14 protein-coding genes are annotated in these 12,833 nt (G+C 60.9%); 13 read left to right on the plus strand and 1 reads right to left on the minus strand.

What is annotated here, in order from left to right:
* Positions 1 to 19: 19 nt before the first annotated feature.
* Positions 20 to 2,326, plus strand: coding sequence for an AGE family epimerase/isomerase (locus tag CN933_RS21165; protein ID WP_102762265.1), 2,307 nt, complete (start codon positions 20 to 22; stop codon positions 2,324 to 2,326).
* Positions 2,327 to 3,258: 932 nt separating this feature from the next.
* On the opposite strand, the gene CN933_RS21170 is transcribed toward CN933_RS21165, so the two are convergent.
* Positions 3,259 to 3,627, minus strand: a complete 369-nt coding sequence (locus tag CN933_RS21170) for a MarR family transcriptional regulator (RefSeq protein WP_102762266.1) — start codon at positions 3,625 to 3,627, stop codon at positions 3,259 to 3,261.
* A 96-nt stretch (positions 3,628 to 3,723) separates the two neighbouring features.
* On the opposite strand from CN933_RS21170, the gene CN933_RS21175 reads away from it, so the two are divergent.
* From CN933_RS21175 to virB10, 12 genes are read left to right on the plus strand one after another with little or no spacing between them, the layout of a single operon-like run.
* The gene (locus CN933_RS21175; protein ID WP_102762267.1) at positions 3,724 to 4,242 is read left to right on the plus strand and encodes a hypothetical protein; all 519 of its coding nucleotides are present in this window, start codon (positions 3,724 to 3,726) and stop codon (positions 4,240 to 4,242) included.
* 3 nt (positions 4,243 to 4,245) lie between these two features.
* On the plus strand, positions 4,246 to 4,917 hold the full coding sequence (locus tag CN933_RS21180) for a lysozyme family protein (protein WP_102762268.1): 672 nt from the start codon (positions 4,246 to 4,248) through the stop codon (positions 4,915 to 4,917).
* Entirely contained in the window at positions 4,914 to 5,213 is a 300-nt protein-coding gene (locus CN933_RS21185) for a TrbC/VirB2 family protein (protein ID WP_102762269.1), read from the plus strand. The genes CN933_RS21180 and CN933_RS21185 overlap by 4 nt, the downstream gene beginning before the upstream one ends.
* 4 nt (positions 5,214 to 5,217) lie before the next feature.
* Positions 5,218 to 5,559 (plus strand): VirB3 family type IV secretion system protein, encoded by a 342-nt coding sequence (locus CN933_RS21190; protein WP_102762270.1) that lies wholly within the window; start codon positions 5,218 to 5,220, stop codon positions 5,557 to 5,559.
* Complete coding sequence (locus CN933_RS21195) at positions 5,552 to 7,933, plus strand: VirB4 family type IV secretion/conjugal transfer ATPase (protein WP_102762271.1); 2,382 nt, start codon at positions 5,552 to 5,554, stop codon at positions 7,931 to 7,933. The genes CN933_RS21190 and CN933_RS21195 overlap by 8 nt, the downstream gene beginning before the upstream one ends.
* On the plus strand, positions 7,933 to 8,631 hold the full coding sequence (virB5, locus tag CN933_RS21200; protein WP_102762272.1) for a P-type DNA transfer protein VirB5: 699 nt from the start codon (positions 7,933 to 7,935) through the stop codon (positions 8,629 to 8,631). Before CN933_RS21195 ends, virB5 begins: the two co-directional genes overlap by 1 nt.
* Positions 8,628 to 8,861, plus strand: coding sequence for an EexN family lipoprotein (locus CN933_RS21205; protein ID WP_102762273.1), 234 nt, complete (start codon positions 8,628 to 8,630; stop codon positions 8,859 to 8,861). Before virB5 ends, CN933_RS21205 begins: the two co-directional genes overlap by 4 nt.
* 5 nt (positions 8,862 to 8,866) lie before the next feature.
* A complete protein-coding gene (locus tag CN933_RS21210) occupies positions 8,867 to 9,802 on the plus strand; it encodes a TrbL/VirB6 family protein (RefSeq protein ID WP_102762274.1) in 936 nt (311 codons plus the stop codon).
* A gap of 36 nt (positions 9,803 to 9,838) precedes the next feature.
* Entirely contained in the window at positions 9,839 to 10,114 is a 276-nt protein-coding gene (locus CN933_RS31915; RefSeq protein WP_102762275.1) for a hypothetical protein, read from the plus strand.
* Between the two features lie 4 nt (positions 10,115 to 10,118).
* The gene (locus CN933_RS21220) at positions 10,119 to 10,790 is read left to right on the plus strand and encodes a VirB8 family type IV secretion system protein (protein WP_102762276.1); all 672 of its coding nucleotides are present in this window, start codon (positions 10,119 to 10,121) and stop codon (positions 10,788 to 10,790) included.
* Positions 10,790 to 11,641, plus strand: a complete 852-nt coding sequence (virB9, locus tag CN933_RS21225; protein ID WP_102762442.1) for a P-type conjugative transfer protein VirB9 — start codon at positions 10,790 to 10,792, stop codon at positions 11,639 to 11,641. The genes CN933_RS21220 and virB9 overlap by 1 nt, the downstream gene beginning before the upstream one ends.
* A gap of 12 nt (positions 11,642 to 11,653) precedes the next feature.
* Complete coding sequence (virB10, locus tag CN933_RS21230; protein ID WP_102762277.1) at positions 11,654 to 12,826, plus strand: type IV secretion system protein VirB10; 1,173 nt, start codon at positions 11,654 to 11,656, stop codon at positions 12,824 to 12,826.
* Positions 12,827 to 12,833 lie beyond the last annotated feature (7 nt).

The following is a 12,833-nucleotide window of genomic DNA, read 5'->3' on the forward strand; positions in this document are numbered from 1 at the left end:
AAGGGAAGAGGGCGAAGTTATGCCGGAACGGATTTCCTGCTTCGTAATGAGCGGCGGCGTCGGTTCGCGGCTTTGGCCACTTTCACGCGAGGACAATCCGAAGCAATTCCATGACCTTGCCGGCCACGGCTCGATGCTGGTCAACACCGTGCGGCGGCTGAAGGCTCGACCGGCTGGGGACACGCCAGTCCACGTGATCGCGTCGGAGCGCCATTCTGAGCGGATGCGTGCAGACCTGGCCGGCATCGATTTGGCGGGTGGTCACGCGATCTTCGAGCCGGTTGGCCGAAATACGGCTGCCGCGGTCGCTGTGGCTGCACTCCAGACGATTGCCGCTCACGGCGACGGACTGGTCTTGGTTGTGCCCTCCGACCACGAGATTTCGACCGAGGAGCAGTTCTGGAATACAGTGGAAAAGGGCGTGCCGGCGGCCGAAGCCGGCAGACTTGTTGTCTTCGGCATCCCGCCGGACCAGCCGGAAACTGGGTACGGCTACATTGAGTCGGTTGGTAAGGGCGATGTTCGTGATGTCGCCCGGTTTGTTGAGAAGCCTGGACTGGAGATGGCGAAGGCCTATGTCGCGTCCGGAACCTTTTTCTGGAACGCTGGCATTTTCCTGTTTCGCGCCGGCGCTATGCGCGCAGCCTTCCGCAAGCATCAGGCCGTGATCTGGCAAAAGACAGAGTGCGCCTTCGCGGCGGCAGCGACCGAGGTGTCGGGCACCTACCTTCCAATTGAGCAATATTCGACAATCCCCTCTGCCTCGATCGACTATGCGATCATGGAGCATGCGAGCGGCATCGCGATGGTGCCGGCGAGCTTCTGTTGGAGCGACCTCGGCTCCTGGCAGTCGCTGCTCGATATCAGCCCTACCGACGGGAACGGCAACGTGGTGATCGGCGACGTCGTCGCAATCGATTGCGAGCGCTCCTACCTGCGCAGCCAGGGTCGGCTGCTCTCGGTCATCGGTCTCCGAGACGTCGCGATCGTGTCCACGGCTGATGCCACCTTCGTGGCGCCGGTCGCCAAGAGCCAGGAGGTCAAGCGCATCGTCGAACAACTAGAGAAGAGCGGGCGTTTGGAGACGAAGTTCACCCCGGCTCACGGTCGCGTGCTTCAGCCCGGTGCCTGGCGTGAGCGGGTCGCTCACTGGCTGTTCGAGGAAACGCTGCCGCTGTGGTCTACGGTGGGTGTCGACGAGCGCCATGGCGGCTTCCACGAAGCCATGAGTTTCGAGGCTGCGCCGCTGATGAAGCCCAAGCGTATGCGCACCATGGCCCGTCAGGTCTACGCCTTTTCCGTGGCAAAGCTACGCGGCTGGGACGGCGATGCCGACCGGTTGATCGCGCATGGCATTGCGTTCATGGAGAAAGGACGTACTCAACGCGGCGGCTGGGCGCGGGTGCTTCAGGAAGACGGCACGATTGCCGATGCGTGTGAGGATGCTTACGATCATGCCTGTGTCCTGTTGATGCTCGCTCACGCACACCAAGCCGGCAATCCAGACGCTCTGCGGCTCGGCCAGGAGACCTTCGCCTTTCTCGACGAACACCTGGAGGACGACAGACTGACCGGTTTCCTCGAGACATCAGACGGTACCGAGCTGCGCCGGAGCAACCCGCATATGCATCTTCTCGAGGCTTTCCTCGCCTGGTACGCAGCAACGGGCGAGCGGGGTTATCTGCGCCGGGCTGCCCGCATCATCGATCTGTTCCGCAGCCATTTCTTCGATACCGAAAGCTGGACGCTCGGCGAATATTTCGACGAGGCCTGGAGGCCGGCCGCCGGTGAAAAGGGCCAGTGGACCGAGCCTGGCCACCATTTCGAATGGGCCTCGCTTCTCGTCGAGTTTGCCGCAAAAAGTAGGCAGACGGATCTGATTGCTTTTGCACGCAAGCTCTACGCTTCCGCGATAGCAACTGGGCTCAATCGATCCACAGGACTGGCTTACGGAGCGGTGTCGCGCGCCGCCCTCCCGCTTGACCTCATCTCGCGCAGTTGGCCGCAGGCCGAGGCGGTCAAAGCCGCGCTCGCGCTTGAAGGCACGGGTGGACCGGATCTCAAGCCGGAGATCGAGGCGCGTGTCGGTCGCCTGTTCCGGTGGCACATCGACCCGGCGCCGCTCGGCATGTGGATCGACCGTATCGACGGTAAGGGTAGGGCCGTTGCGACTGAAGTGCCAGCTTCCATATTCTATCACCTCGTGACCGCCCTTATGCAGTATCTCGATAAGACGGAAGAAGCTCTCTATCGATTGCCTTCATTTTCTCAAAGCGTCGGTGCCGCAGACCCTTCAGCCGCACTCAATAAGGAAACTGTGTCATGAAACCCCGAAGCGGCACCGACGTAGGTCGCTACCGGCATTCAACGGGTGGATGTTCTGTTGAGCTTTTCTTAGCGAGCGACTAGGCATTGTTGCCTCCCCGCGAAGATAATGTCCAAATCACAAGGGGTTTATGTCGTATAGACCTGCGCGCATATGTCCTGTTGATGCGGATGCTTATCACTGCCGCCAAAACGGTTCTCCGCAATCGGTGTGCTGGACCCAGGATTTGCCGTAGGTAACCGTGAGGCACCGCTGGGCTTCCCAACCCCACGCCAATCCGTTCAAGCCCAATCCATGCCGAAAGGTCGCCGATGCGACGCCGCTTCTGGTGCGCGCCAGATGCAAAGAAGCGCTACCGCTGTTCGACCTGATGATGATGGGAGGCGGAGGAGAAATCCCGCCTAGATCTGAGCAGCCGCAACCTCATGCCGCTGCCAGTACATCCGTGGTCAACGGCACGAGGGCACGAGGGAGGACTTGTAATCTGCGCGTTGATTGTGACGGTGGCAAGTTGAACGCAGTACGCAATTGTGCGTAGCCAGCGTTTCGCGATCGGAGAATGCCGCTAGCGACCACCTGATGAGTACCATCACCATTTCGGCGGCCCTGCTGCTCGCACCTTGGTGATGAAGCGTATTTCGCTTGCCCCAAAAGCTGAATAGTTTGGACGAGCTTCGGTTCTTCGGTTAGCGATATTGGTCACTTAGGCAACTTCGCACTCGTCTGTATCGGCTCGTCTTTCCCGGCTTTTGTTCGCCGCAGGCGGCCAGCAACTTCTCCAGCAAGTTGCAGCTCACTGCCTTCCTGCTCTTGCGCCGGCGTGGCCACATGGTGGGGCCAACGGCAAGCGCCAGGGCGGACTTGATAGGCGGTGCGCCGAAAGCGGCCGTGATCTCACGCCTTACATGAACCTTAGTGTCAGATAATAGACACTAATTCTGCGGTTTTCTTTGATGTGCGCTCAGCTTTAGTCTCTCAAATACGTCGGGACAGAACTCGAACTGCCTCGCAGTTCCGCGCCCCATGGAGTTCTTCACAATTGTCTCTGTAAGTATGCCTCGCTCAACGAGTGGATCGACCGATTCCGCCACGGCATTGCGCGTCAATCCGGTGATTTCAACGATATTTGAAAGCGTTAGCTTTTCGTGGCTCTGGTGCATCATGTAGAGGACCGTCATCATCCCAAGCTGCTTCAGCCGCGATTGCGGAGTCTCCCCGTCGATGGGTTTGTCGAGGACTTCTTGCAGGGCGTAGGCCGCAAATAACTGACTCTGCCAATGTGCGTTGAGTGCTCTTGCCATCTTTTATACTATCAGATATATGATTGTAAAACGAGTCGGGAAGCCGCAGAGCCTGCTAGGTTCCGCAAATGCTTGCGTCGGTGAAGGGTAGTGGTCATGGACAAGTCTCTCATGCAGGCAGTCATTGCTGCAGCCAGCTTAGCGTCATTCTATCTGGTTTTCGACGGTAAAGCGCGAGCGGATGAGTGGGGATGCCAGGTTATCCTGTGCCTTTCCGCGCCCGGCGGACCGACGCAGTATGCAGAGTGCCGGCCTCCGATCGAGAAGTTCTGGCGCGCGCTTGCAAAGGGACACTCTTTTCCGACCTGCAGCGGCGTTGGGTTCCAGGCCTCGCGCACCAGATACCAGCCGTATTACTGCAATGATGGCTACCGCCTGACGACGCGGTATGGAGATCGTGGGCGCGAGGCGAGCTGCGTCTCGACCACGCCACAAACCGTCTCAAGTGATGAATGCTATTCCGACAATGATCGGAGCACCTCGGCGATGTGGCGCCGGAGCGAGGGCCGCATGAAGTGCCAACGCTATGTGACGACGCGGCCGAACGTCCGCGCGCAACCCCATTATGTCGACGTGACCATCGACGGCGTCGGCAAACAAAGGGTGTGGTACTGAGCCATGCCTGTTGCGTTCCTCGATCTGGCGCAAACGTGCGCACCAATGGTTGCGGCCGAGACACTCGCCGGCGTCGTCAGTCTTGAGAGCAGATTCGAGCCGTTGGCCATCCGGATCAACAGCGGCGCCAAACTTTCGCAGCAGCCCGCGACCGAGGCGGAAGCGATCGACATCGCCACATCGCTGGTAGCCGAGCGGCAGGACATCCAACTCGGTCTCGGTGGTATTGGCACGGAGGAACTCCGGAACCTGAAGCTCTCGATCTCCGACGCCTCCGACCCGTGCCTCAACTTTCAGGCCACCGCGACGCTGCTCGACGGATATTACCGGCTCGCAGTGAAGGCCGGCGCGGATCCGTACCAGGCCGAACAGGTGATGCTGCAATCCTACTACGGCCGAGACGATCCGTCCGTTGGCGCGATGGTCCAGTACGACGAGCAGGTCCGCGAAGAAGTGAAGCGGCTCGGCAAAACCGTTGCGACTCTCGTGTTCGGAGATGGCGGACAGCAGAGGGAGGTCACCGAAGCTAGCGCCGGCGATGTGGCGGTCGCGGAGGCGGACGACGTCCGGCCCGTCGATGAGACGGCATCAGCGCCGTCCTGGGACGTTTTCAGTTCGCGGCGGAAGTCTTCCGTCCTCGTGTTTCAGAACTGTCAAATGGAGCAGAGTGAATGACTTTAAGTTCCCGTATCCGCCCAATAGCCGCCAGCGGTTTAATGGCCGTCGCCATTGTGGCCACTCTGGTCGAACCGGCCTTCGCGCAAGCCGCCGGAATCGAGACCGTACTGCAGAACATCGTCGACATGCTGACCGGCAACATCGCCAAGCTGCTGGCCGTCATCGCGGTGATCGTGATCTGCATCGCCTGGATGTTCGGCTACATGGATCTGAGACGGGCAGGGTTCTGGATCATCGGCATCGGCGGCATCTTCGGCGCCACCGAACTTGTGAACACCATCGTCGGAAGCTGATGTCATGGCGACCGCGCGGCCAACGCTCGAGGACGACACGCTGTTCATCGCCTGCACCCGGCCGGCGATGATCGCCGGCGTGACGATGGAAGCGATGGGCGTGAACATCATGCTGACGACCATTCTCTTCATCGTTGCCGGCTCGGTCGCCTACTTGGCTGTCGGCGTCGTCTTCCATCTGGTGTTTCGCGCGCTCGTCAAGCACGACCACAACATGTTTCGCATCCTGCTTGCCTGGGTGGAGACGCGCGGCCGGTCACGCAACGGCTCCTATTGGGGTGGGGCGACGCTTTCGCCACTGAGGCAGGCCCGGCGTTACGACGAAAAGGACCTCGGATTTGCCTAGTCTCGCCACACTCAGGTCTCGCGAGCTTGGCCCGGAGACCTTCATTCCCTATGTCCGCCACGTCGACGAATCCACGATCGCGCTCGATTCCCGCGCGCTCATGGTGATGATCGCGCTTGAGGGCGTCTCCTTCGAGACCGCGGACGTTCTCGACCTGAACGCGCTTCACCGCGATCTCAACACGCTTTATCGGAACATAGCCGACGAACGGCTTGCCCTTTGGACCCATCTCATCCGCCGTCGCGACAACAGCTATCCGGAAGGCACGTTCACCACGCCGTTCTCCGCCGCGCTCAATGACAAGTACCGCGCGCGCATGGTGGGCGAGGATCTGTTTCGCAACGATCTCTACCTGACGATCCTGTGGTCTCCGGCGCGCGATCCGGCCGACAAGGCGGCGAAACTGTTGTCCCGCCTGCGTCGGGCCCGCCGCGCCGGGGTCGAACTCGACGAGGAAGCTCTCAAGCATCTCCGCGACAAGGTCATCGACGTCACCGCGGCGTTGAAACGCTTCGAGCCGCGCGTGCTGTCCCTCTATGAGCATGACGGCCTCATGTTCTCCGAGCCGAGTGAAGTGCTGCATCAGCTCGTCGGCGGCCGACGCGAGCCGATCCCGCTGACCGAGGGCCGCATAGCGTCGGCGATCTACTCGGATCGTGTCATCGTCGGCCGCGAAACGATCGAAATCCGCCACGAGGCGACAAGCCGCTTTGCCGGCATGCTGAGTTTCAAAGAATATCCGGCCCGCACCAGGACCGGCATGCTCGACGGCGTGCTTACCAGTCCTTTCGAACTGATCCTGGCGCAGTCCTTCTCCTTCGTCTCGAAGGCGAACGCCCGCGTGATCATGGGCTGCAAGCAGAACCAGATGGTGAGCAGCGGCGACAAGGCCGCCTCGCAAGTCGAGGAACTTGATGACGCCCTGGATGATCTCGAGTCCAACCGGTTCGTACTCGGCGAGCATCATCTCTCGCTTTGCGTATTTGCCTCCTCCGTCAAGGAACTGACCGACAATCTCGCCAAGGCGCGCGCCAGTCTGACGAGCGGCGGCGCCGTCGTCGCGCGCGAGGACCTTGGTCTCGAGGCGGCCTGGTGGGCGCAGTTGCCGGGCAACTTCCGCTACCGCGCCCGGTCCGGCGCGATCACGTCACGAAACTTCGCCGCGCTGTCCCCCTTCCACTCCTACCCCATCGGCCAGAAGGACGGCAACGAGTGGGGGCCGGCCGTAGCCCTGCTCAAGACGGCGTCCGGGTCTCCGTATTATTTCAATTTCCACTATGGCGATCTCGGCAACACCTTCGTCTGCGGACCCTCCGGCACCGGTAAGACCGTGCTTCTCAACTTCATGCTGTCGCAGCTCGAAAAGCACGATCCGCATGTCGTGTTCTTCGACAAGGACAGAGGCGCCGACCTCTATGTGCGCGCCGCCGGCGGCACTTACCTGCCTCTCAAGAACGGCGTCCCGACCGGCTGCGCCCCCTTAAAGGCCATGGAGCTAACGCCGGAGAACAAGGTGTTCCTGACGCGCTGGGTCGGCAAGCTAGTCGGCTCGGCGACACGGGAACTGACCGTGACCGAACTCCGCGACATCGCCGCCGCCATCGACGGCCTCGCCGAACTGCCGGTGGAGAGCCGCACCATTGGCGCCCTTCGGACCTTTCTCAACAACACCGACCCGGAAGGGATCGCCGCGAGGCTTCGGCGATGGGAGAGGGGAGGGCCGCTCGGCTGGGTCTTCGACAACGTCATCGAGGATATCGGTTTCGGCGAATTCGGCATTGGCGGCAAGTTCGTCGGCTACGACATGACCGACTTCCTCGACAACGAGGAAATCCGGACCCCGTTGATGGCCTACCTCTTCCATCGCGTCGAGCAATTGATCGACGGCCGCAGGATCATCATCGTCATCGATGAGTTCTGGAAGGCGCTCCAAGACGAAGGCTTTCGCGACCTTGCCCAGAACAAGCTTAAGACGATTCGAAAGCAGAACGGACTCATGCTGTTCGCCACGCAGAGCCCGCGCGATGCGATCGTCTCGCCGATCGCCCATACCATCATCGAGCAATGCCCGACCCAGATTTTCCTGCCGAACGCCCGCGGCAACCACGCCGACTATGTCGACGGCTTCAAGCTGACGGAGCGCGAATACGAGCTGATCGCGCGCGAGCTCTCCCTCGAGAGTCGCCGGTTCGTGCTGAAGCAGGGGCACAACAGTGTCGTTGCCGAGCTGGATCTCAATGGCTTCGACGACGAGCTCGCTATCCTCTCCGGCCGGACCGCCAATATCGAACTCGCCGATGCAATTCGCGCGGAGGTGGGCGACGGTGCCAAGGACTGGCTTCCCGTTTTCCAACAACGAAGGAGTGCGAGCTGATGGCTTTCCATCGACTTCACGGTGCGGCAATCGCCGCGGCGCTGATCCTTTCCGCCGGCAGTGCGGCGGGGCAGGGAATCCCGGTGATCGACCAGACGGCGATCGCCAAGCACATCGAGAGCATTGCGCAGTTGAAGTCCCAGCTCGATGCCCTGCATCAGCAGATCGAGCAGGCGCAGCAGCTTTATGGTTCGTTGAATAAGCTGACCGACATGGGCGATGTCGCCAGCGTCCTGAACGATCCGGCGATCCGCAAGGCGCTGCCGGCAGATTTCAATGCCATTGAAGGATTGTTCAAGGGCAACGCCACCGGCCTCTTCGGCGATTCCGCGTCGAAATTCCTCGAAGGCAATACGACCTACCGGACCAGCGCCGACGACTTCTATGCGCAGGAGCTTTCCCGCATCCAGAACAGGAATGCCGGGCAGATGAGCCTTGGCGAGCAGATCTATGACGCCGCGACCAAGCGCATCGATGGTATCGACCAGTTGCGGCAAAAGATCTCCACGGCTGGCGACGCCAAGGATATCGCCGACCTTCAGGCGCGGCTTCAGGCCGAAACGGCTTTCCTCCAGACCGATGTGCTGCGGATGGAGGGGCTGCGGATGGTGCAGCAGGCTCAGGCGCAGGTGGACGAACAGCGTAAGGCCGAGGACTGGCGCCAACGCATGGACACGATGAAGGCGGCCCTGCAATGAGGAGACTGCTCCTTTTTCTGGCAATGCTTGGCCTGGCGGCCTGCTCGGAGCCGTCTGACCGGAGCTACACCGTCGATGAGTTGGTGGCCGACGAGGCGCTGCTTACCGACATCATCACGAAGTGCCGTAACAATCCAGGCGAGCTTCGCGACACCACGAACTGCAGGAACGCCGAAGCCGCCGACGGCAAGCTGCGGCTCCAGCGCATGCGTGACTCCTTGGGAGGCTGACGCGCATGTATGAGGTGTTCAGCTTTGTCGACGAGCAGTTCAAGACCCCCCTGGAGACCTTCATCTCCGACGGAACGTCGAACATCTCAGAGTGGGTCTCAGGCCCATTGACGGCGGCGGTCACCCTCTACATTGTACTCTACGGCTATCTCGTCCTTCGCGGTTCGATCCAGGAACCGATCCTCGACTTCGCCTTTCGGGCGATCAAGCTCGCCGTCATCGTCATGCTGGTGAAGAACGCCGGCGAGTATCAAACCTATGTCACGAACATCTTCTTCGATGTGCTTCCGCGTGAGGTGTCCCAGGCGCTGAACAGCGGCACGGCGCCGAGCGCATCGACCTTCGATAGCCTGCTCGACAAGGGACAGGCCTCAGCCACCGCTATCTGGTCACGTGCCTCCTGGCCGGTTGATATCGTCACCGGCGTTGGCGGCATGATGGTGATCGGCGCGAGCTTCATCGTCGCCGCCATCGGCTACGTCGTTTCGCTCTACGCGCGGCTGGCGCTCGCCATCGTGCTTGCGATCGGGCCGATCTTCGTGGCACTCGCCATGTTTCAGTCGACGCGTCGCTTCACCGAAGCTTGGATCGGGCAACTTGCGAACTTCGTAATCCTCCAGGTCCTCGTCGTCGCCGTCGGATCGCTGCTGATCACCTGCATAGACACCACGTTCACGGCGATCGAGGGATACAGCGATGTGCTGATGCGGCCAATCGCGCTTTGCGCCGTCTGCCTTGCCGCCCTCTATGTCTTTTACCAACTCCCCAACATCGCTTCGGCGCTGGCCGCCGGCGGGGCGTCGTTGACCTACGGCTACGGCGCCGCACGCGACGCCCACGAAAGCACGCTGGCTTGGGCAGCATCACACAGCGTCCGTGCGGCCGGGCGCGGTGTCCGAGCCGTTGGTCGAACCTTCGCCTCGAAAGGCTCGGGATCATGACGCCTTTCGCACGAACAAGAAAAAGGCTCTCCAGGAATGATCAGAATATTTTCGCTGTTCTGCATGGCGGCCGCCTTAAGCGGCTGCACATCGCTGACCTATCCGCTACCGAAATGCGACGGCTATTCGCGCCGGCCCCTTAATCGTTCGATGTGGCAGTGGGAAGACGATAGCAACCTCAACCAGAAGCATTCGAATACGCGGTCAACGACCTCCCAGCACGCGGCCACACCCTATGTCGAGGAAAGCAGGGAGCCGCCGGCTTTCGCACATCTCACCATTGATGCTTTTTACCGACGTTGCGAGGGGTGACGCCATGGTTTCAGGGGATGAACTCAAGACATATTTCGACAAGGCGCGGCGTTTCGATCAGGACCGTATGGCTCAGGTGGAACGATCGAACCGTATCGCCTGGACGATTGCCATCGTCGCCAGCATCATCGCCGGCGCCTCGATCTTTGCAGTCGCCGGTCTTACGCCGCTGAAGACGGTGGAGCCCTTTGTCGTGCGGGTCGACAATTCGACCGGAATCGTCGATGTCGTATCGGCGCTGACGTCGACGGCCGGGACCTACGACGAGGCGGTGACCAAATACTTCGCGGCCAAATATGTCCGTGCTCGCGAGGGTTATGTCTGGAGCGAGGCGGAGGAAAACTTCCGCACCGTCGCGCTTCTGTCGACCCAGCCGGAACAGTCCCGGTTCGCGGCCCTCTATCGCGGCGGCAATCCGGAATCGCCACAGAACGTCTATGGGCGCGGTGCCACGGCGCGCATCAGCATCGTCTCGATCTCGCTGATCAACTCGCACGTCGTCTCCGTCCGCTACATGCGGACGATTACCCGTGGCGAGGAAGTCCGTACAACCCACTGGGTCGCGACCCTCACCTATTCCTATGCCAACGCCCCTATGTCCTCGACAGACCGGCTGGTGAACCCCCTCGGCTTTGCGGTCAGCGAATACCGCGCCGATCCGGAGGCTATCAATTGATAAGAAAGACAATCTTCGTTACGGCTTTCCTTGTGGGAGCCGCCTCTACAGCCTTTGCACTCGACATCCCACGCGGCGCGTCACAGGACAGCCGTGTCCGGTTCGTGAACTACCAGCCGTACAACATTACCAGAATCGTCGGCACGCTGCGCTCCTCCGTACAGGTCGAGTTCGCGGCCGACGAGGAGATCGCCCATGTGGCGCTCGGCAACAGCGTTGCCTGGGAGGTGGCGCCGGCGGGAAACATCCTGTTCCTGAAACCGCGCGAGAACCAGCCGGTCACGAACATTTCCGTGGTGACGACGCGCCGGGATGGATCGACGCGCAGCTATCAGATGGAACTCACCGTGCGCGACGGCTCCGTCGCGGTCGGCCATAACACATACTTCTACGTGAAATTTCGCTATCCCGGTGATGAGGCGGAGCTCCGCCGCCGGCAGGCCGCCGCTCGCGCACTCGCCAATAAGGCGAAGGAAGCCGACAATGTGCTGGCTCTTCATGAAGCATTTGGGCCGCGCAACTGGCGCTATTCGGCACAAGGGGCGCAGGCGCTGGAACCGCAGAGCGTCTACGACAACGGCAAGATCACGACCTTCGCGTTCGTCGGCAACCAGGAGATGCCCGCCATTTACATGGAGAACTCCGACGGCTCCGAGAGCCTGGTGCCGAAGTCGGTCGATGGCAATCTGGTGATGGTTCACGCGATCAGCCGCAAGTTCATCCTGCGCCGCGGCAAGGATGTGCTGTGCGTTTTCAATGAGGCCTACGATCGTGTCGGCATCAACCCGGACACCAACACAACATCACCGTCGGTCGAGCGCGTCGTAAAAGCCGACGACGCTGTTCAATAGGGGAGGGGAATCATGGCTCAGGAAGACGAAATCCGCATTCCCGGAGAGCGTGCCGAAACGGTGACCGGCCGGCGCATCGACAATAGCCCCGTGTTCAAGCGCGGCGCGGTGGCGCTCGCCGCCCTGGCGTTCGTTGGTTTTGCCCTTTGGTCGACAACCGGGAAAGAAGCGAATGATGAGAACGCGCAACCCGAGCGCATCGTTATTCGGCAGACAAGCGACTTTGAGGCTGCCAAGGAGAAGGTCGAGTCGACGCAGGCGGTCCCGGAAGTGAAGCTGCCAACCCCGGTCGTAGAACCAGTCACCAAGGAGAAGGATGAACTGCTCGACTCTGCTCGTCGCGCGCCGGTCATGGCCTTCAGTGGTGGGCAGAAAAATGCGACGCAGCGCCGCGAGGCGGATAGTTCGGAGACGGCTGCGAAAAGCAATTTCCTGCCGTTCGATAGCAATATGATAGGGCAGAACCAGCAGAATAGCGACGAGCGTCGCTTCGACGGCCTGCTACGACCGACCAAGCTCGAAGGCTCGCGTGCCGGCACGCTTGGCAATCGGAATTACATTGTCGCCATGGGTACCTCGATACCCTGCGTGTTGGAAACGGCGATGGCGTCGGATCAGCCTGGCTTCACAAACTGCGTGATCAATCGCGACGTTCTTTCCGACAATGGCCGCGTCGTGCTGATGGAAAAAGGCACGCAGATCGTCGGCGAATACCGTGGCGGCTTACAGCGTGGGCAAAAGCGCCTGTTCGTGCTTTGGAACCGTGCGAAGACGCCGAACGGCGTCATCGTCACGCTGGCGTCACCGGCGACCGATGCGCTCGGCCGTGCCGGCGTTGACGGCGATGTCGACACCCATTGGTGGGAGCGCTTCGGCAGTGCCCTTCTCCTTTCCATAGTCGGAGACGCCACGAGTTATGCCAACAACCGCCTGCAGGACAGCGACGTCGATCCGCAGAACGCCACGAGCACGGCCCAGCAGGCCGCAGCGATTGCCGTGGAGCAGTCGATCAACATCCCGCCGACACTCCTGAAGAACCAAGGTGAGCTTGTATCGATCTTCGTCGCGCGCGACCTCGACTTTTCCGGCGTCTACACGCTTCGAATAACAGAACCGAAGAACAGAATACCTGACCGGGCGGTGCTCGGTGACTTCAGTCCGCAATCGGCGTTGGTGACAAAGTAGGGGTGGC

It is taken from the genome of Sinorhizobium sp. M4_45 (assembly GCF_002885915.1).
Taxonomy (GTDB): Bacteria; Pseudomonadota; Alphaproteobacteria; order Rhizobiales; family Rhizobiaceae; genus Sinorhizobium; species Sinorhizobium meliloti_A.

Bases quoted from the DNA above. Each gene is read 5' to 3' on its own strand.
- CN933_RS21175 (WP_102762267.1), top strand. From the start codon at position 3,724: ATGGACAAGTCTCTCATGCAGGCAGTCATTGCTGCAGCCAGCTTAGCG.
- CN933_RS21205 (WP_102762273.1), top strand. From the start codon at position 8,628: ATGAGGAGACTGCTCCTTTTTCTGGCAATGCTTGGCCTGGCGGCCTGC.
- virB10 (WP_102762277.1), top strand. From the start codon at position 11,654: ATGGCTCAGGAAGACGAAATCCGCATTCCCGGAGAGCGTGCCGAAACG.
- CN933_RS21170 (WP_102762266.1), bottom strand. From the start codon at position 3,627: ATGGCAAGAGCACTCAACGCACATTGGCAGAGTCAGTTATTTGCGGCC.
- CN933_RS21185 (WP_102762269.1), top strand. From the start codon at position 4,914: ATGACTTTAAGTTCCCGTATCCGCCCAATAGCCGCCAGCGGTTTAATG.
- CN933_RS21220 (WP_102762276.1), top strand. From the start codon at position 10,119: ATGGTTTCAGGGGATGAACTCAAGACATATTTCGACAAGGCGCGGCGT.
- CN933_RS21190 (WP_102762270.1), top strand. From the start codon at position 5,218: ATGGCGACCGCGCGGCCAACGCTCGAGGACGACACGCTGTTCATCGCC.
- CN933_RS21180 (WP_102762268.1), top strand. From the start codon at position 4,246: ATGCCTGTTGCGTTCCTCGATCTGGCGCAAACGTGCGCACCAATGGTT.
- CN933_RS21210 (WP_102762274.1), top strand. From the start codon at position 8,867: ATGTATGAGGTGTTCAGCTTTGTCGACGAGCAGTTCAAGACCCCCCTG.
- virB5 (WP_102762272.1), top strand. From the start codon at position 7,933: ATGGCTTTCCATCGACTTCACGGTGCGGCAATCGCCGCGGCGCTGATC.
- CN933_RS31915 (WP_102762275.1), top strand. From the start codon at position 9,839: ATGATCAGAATATTTTCGCTGTTCTGCATGGCGGCCGCCTTAAGCGGC.
- CN933_RS21165 (WP_102762265.1), top strand. From the start codon at position 20: ATGCCGGAACGGATTTCCTGCTTCGTAATGAGCGGCGGCGTCGGTTCG.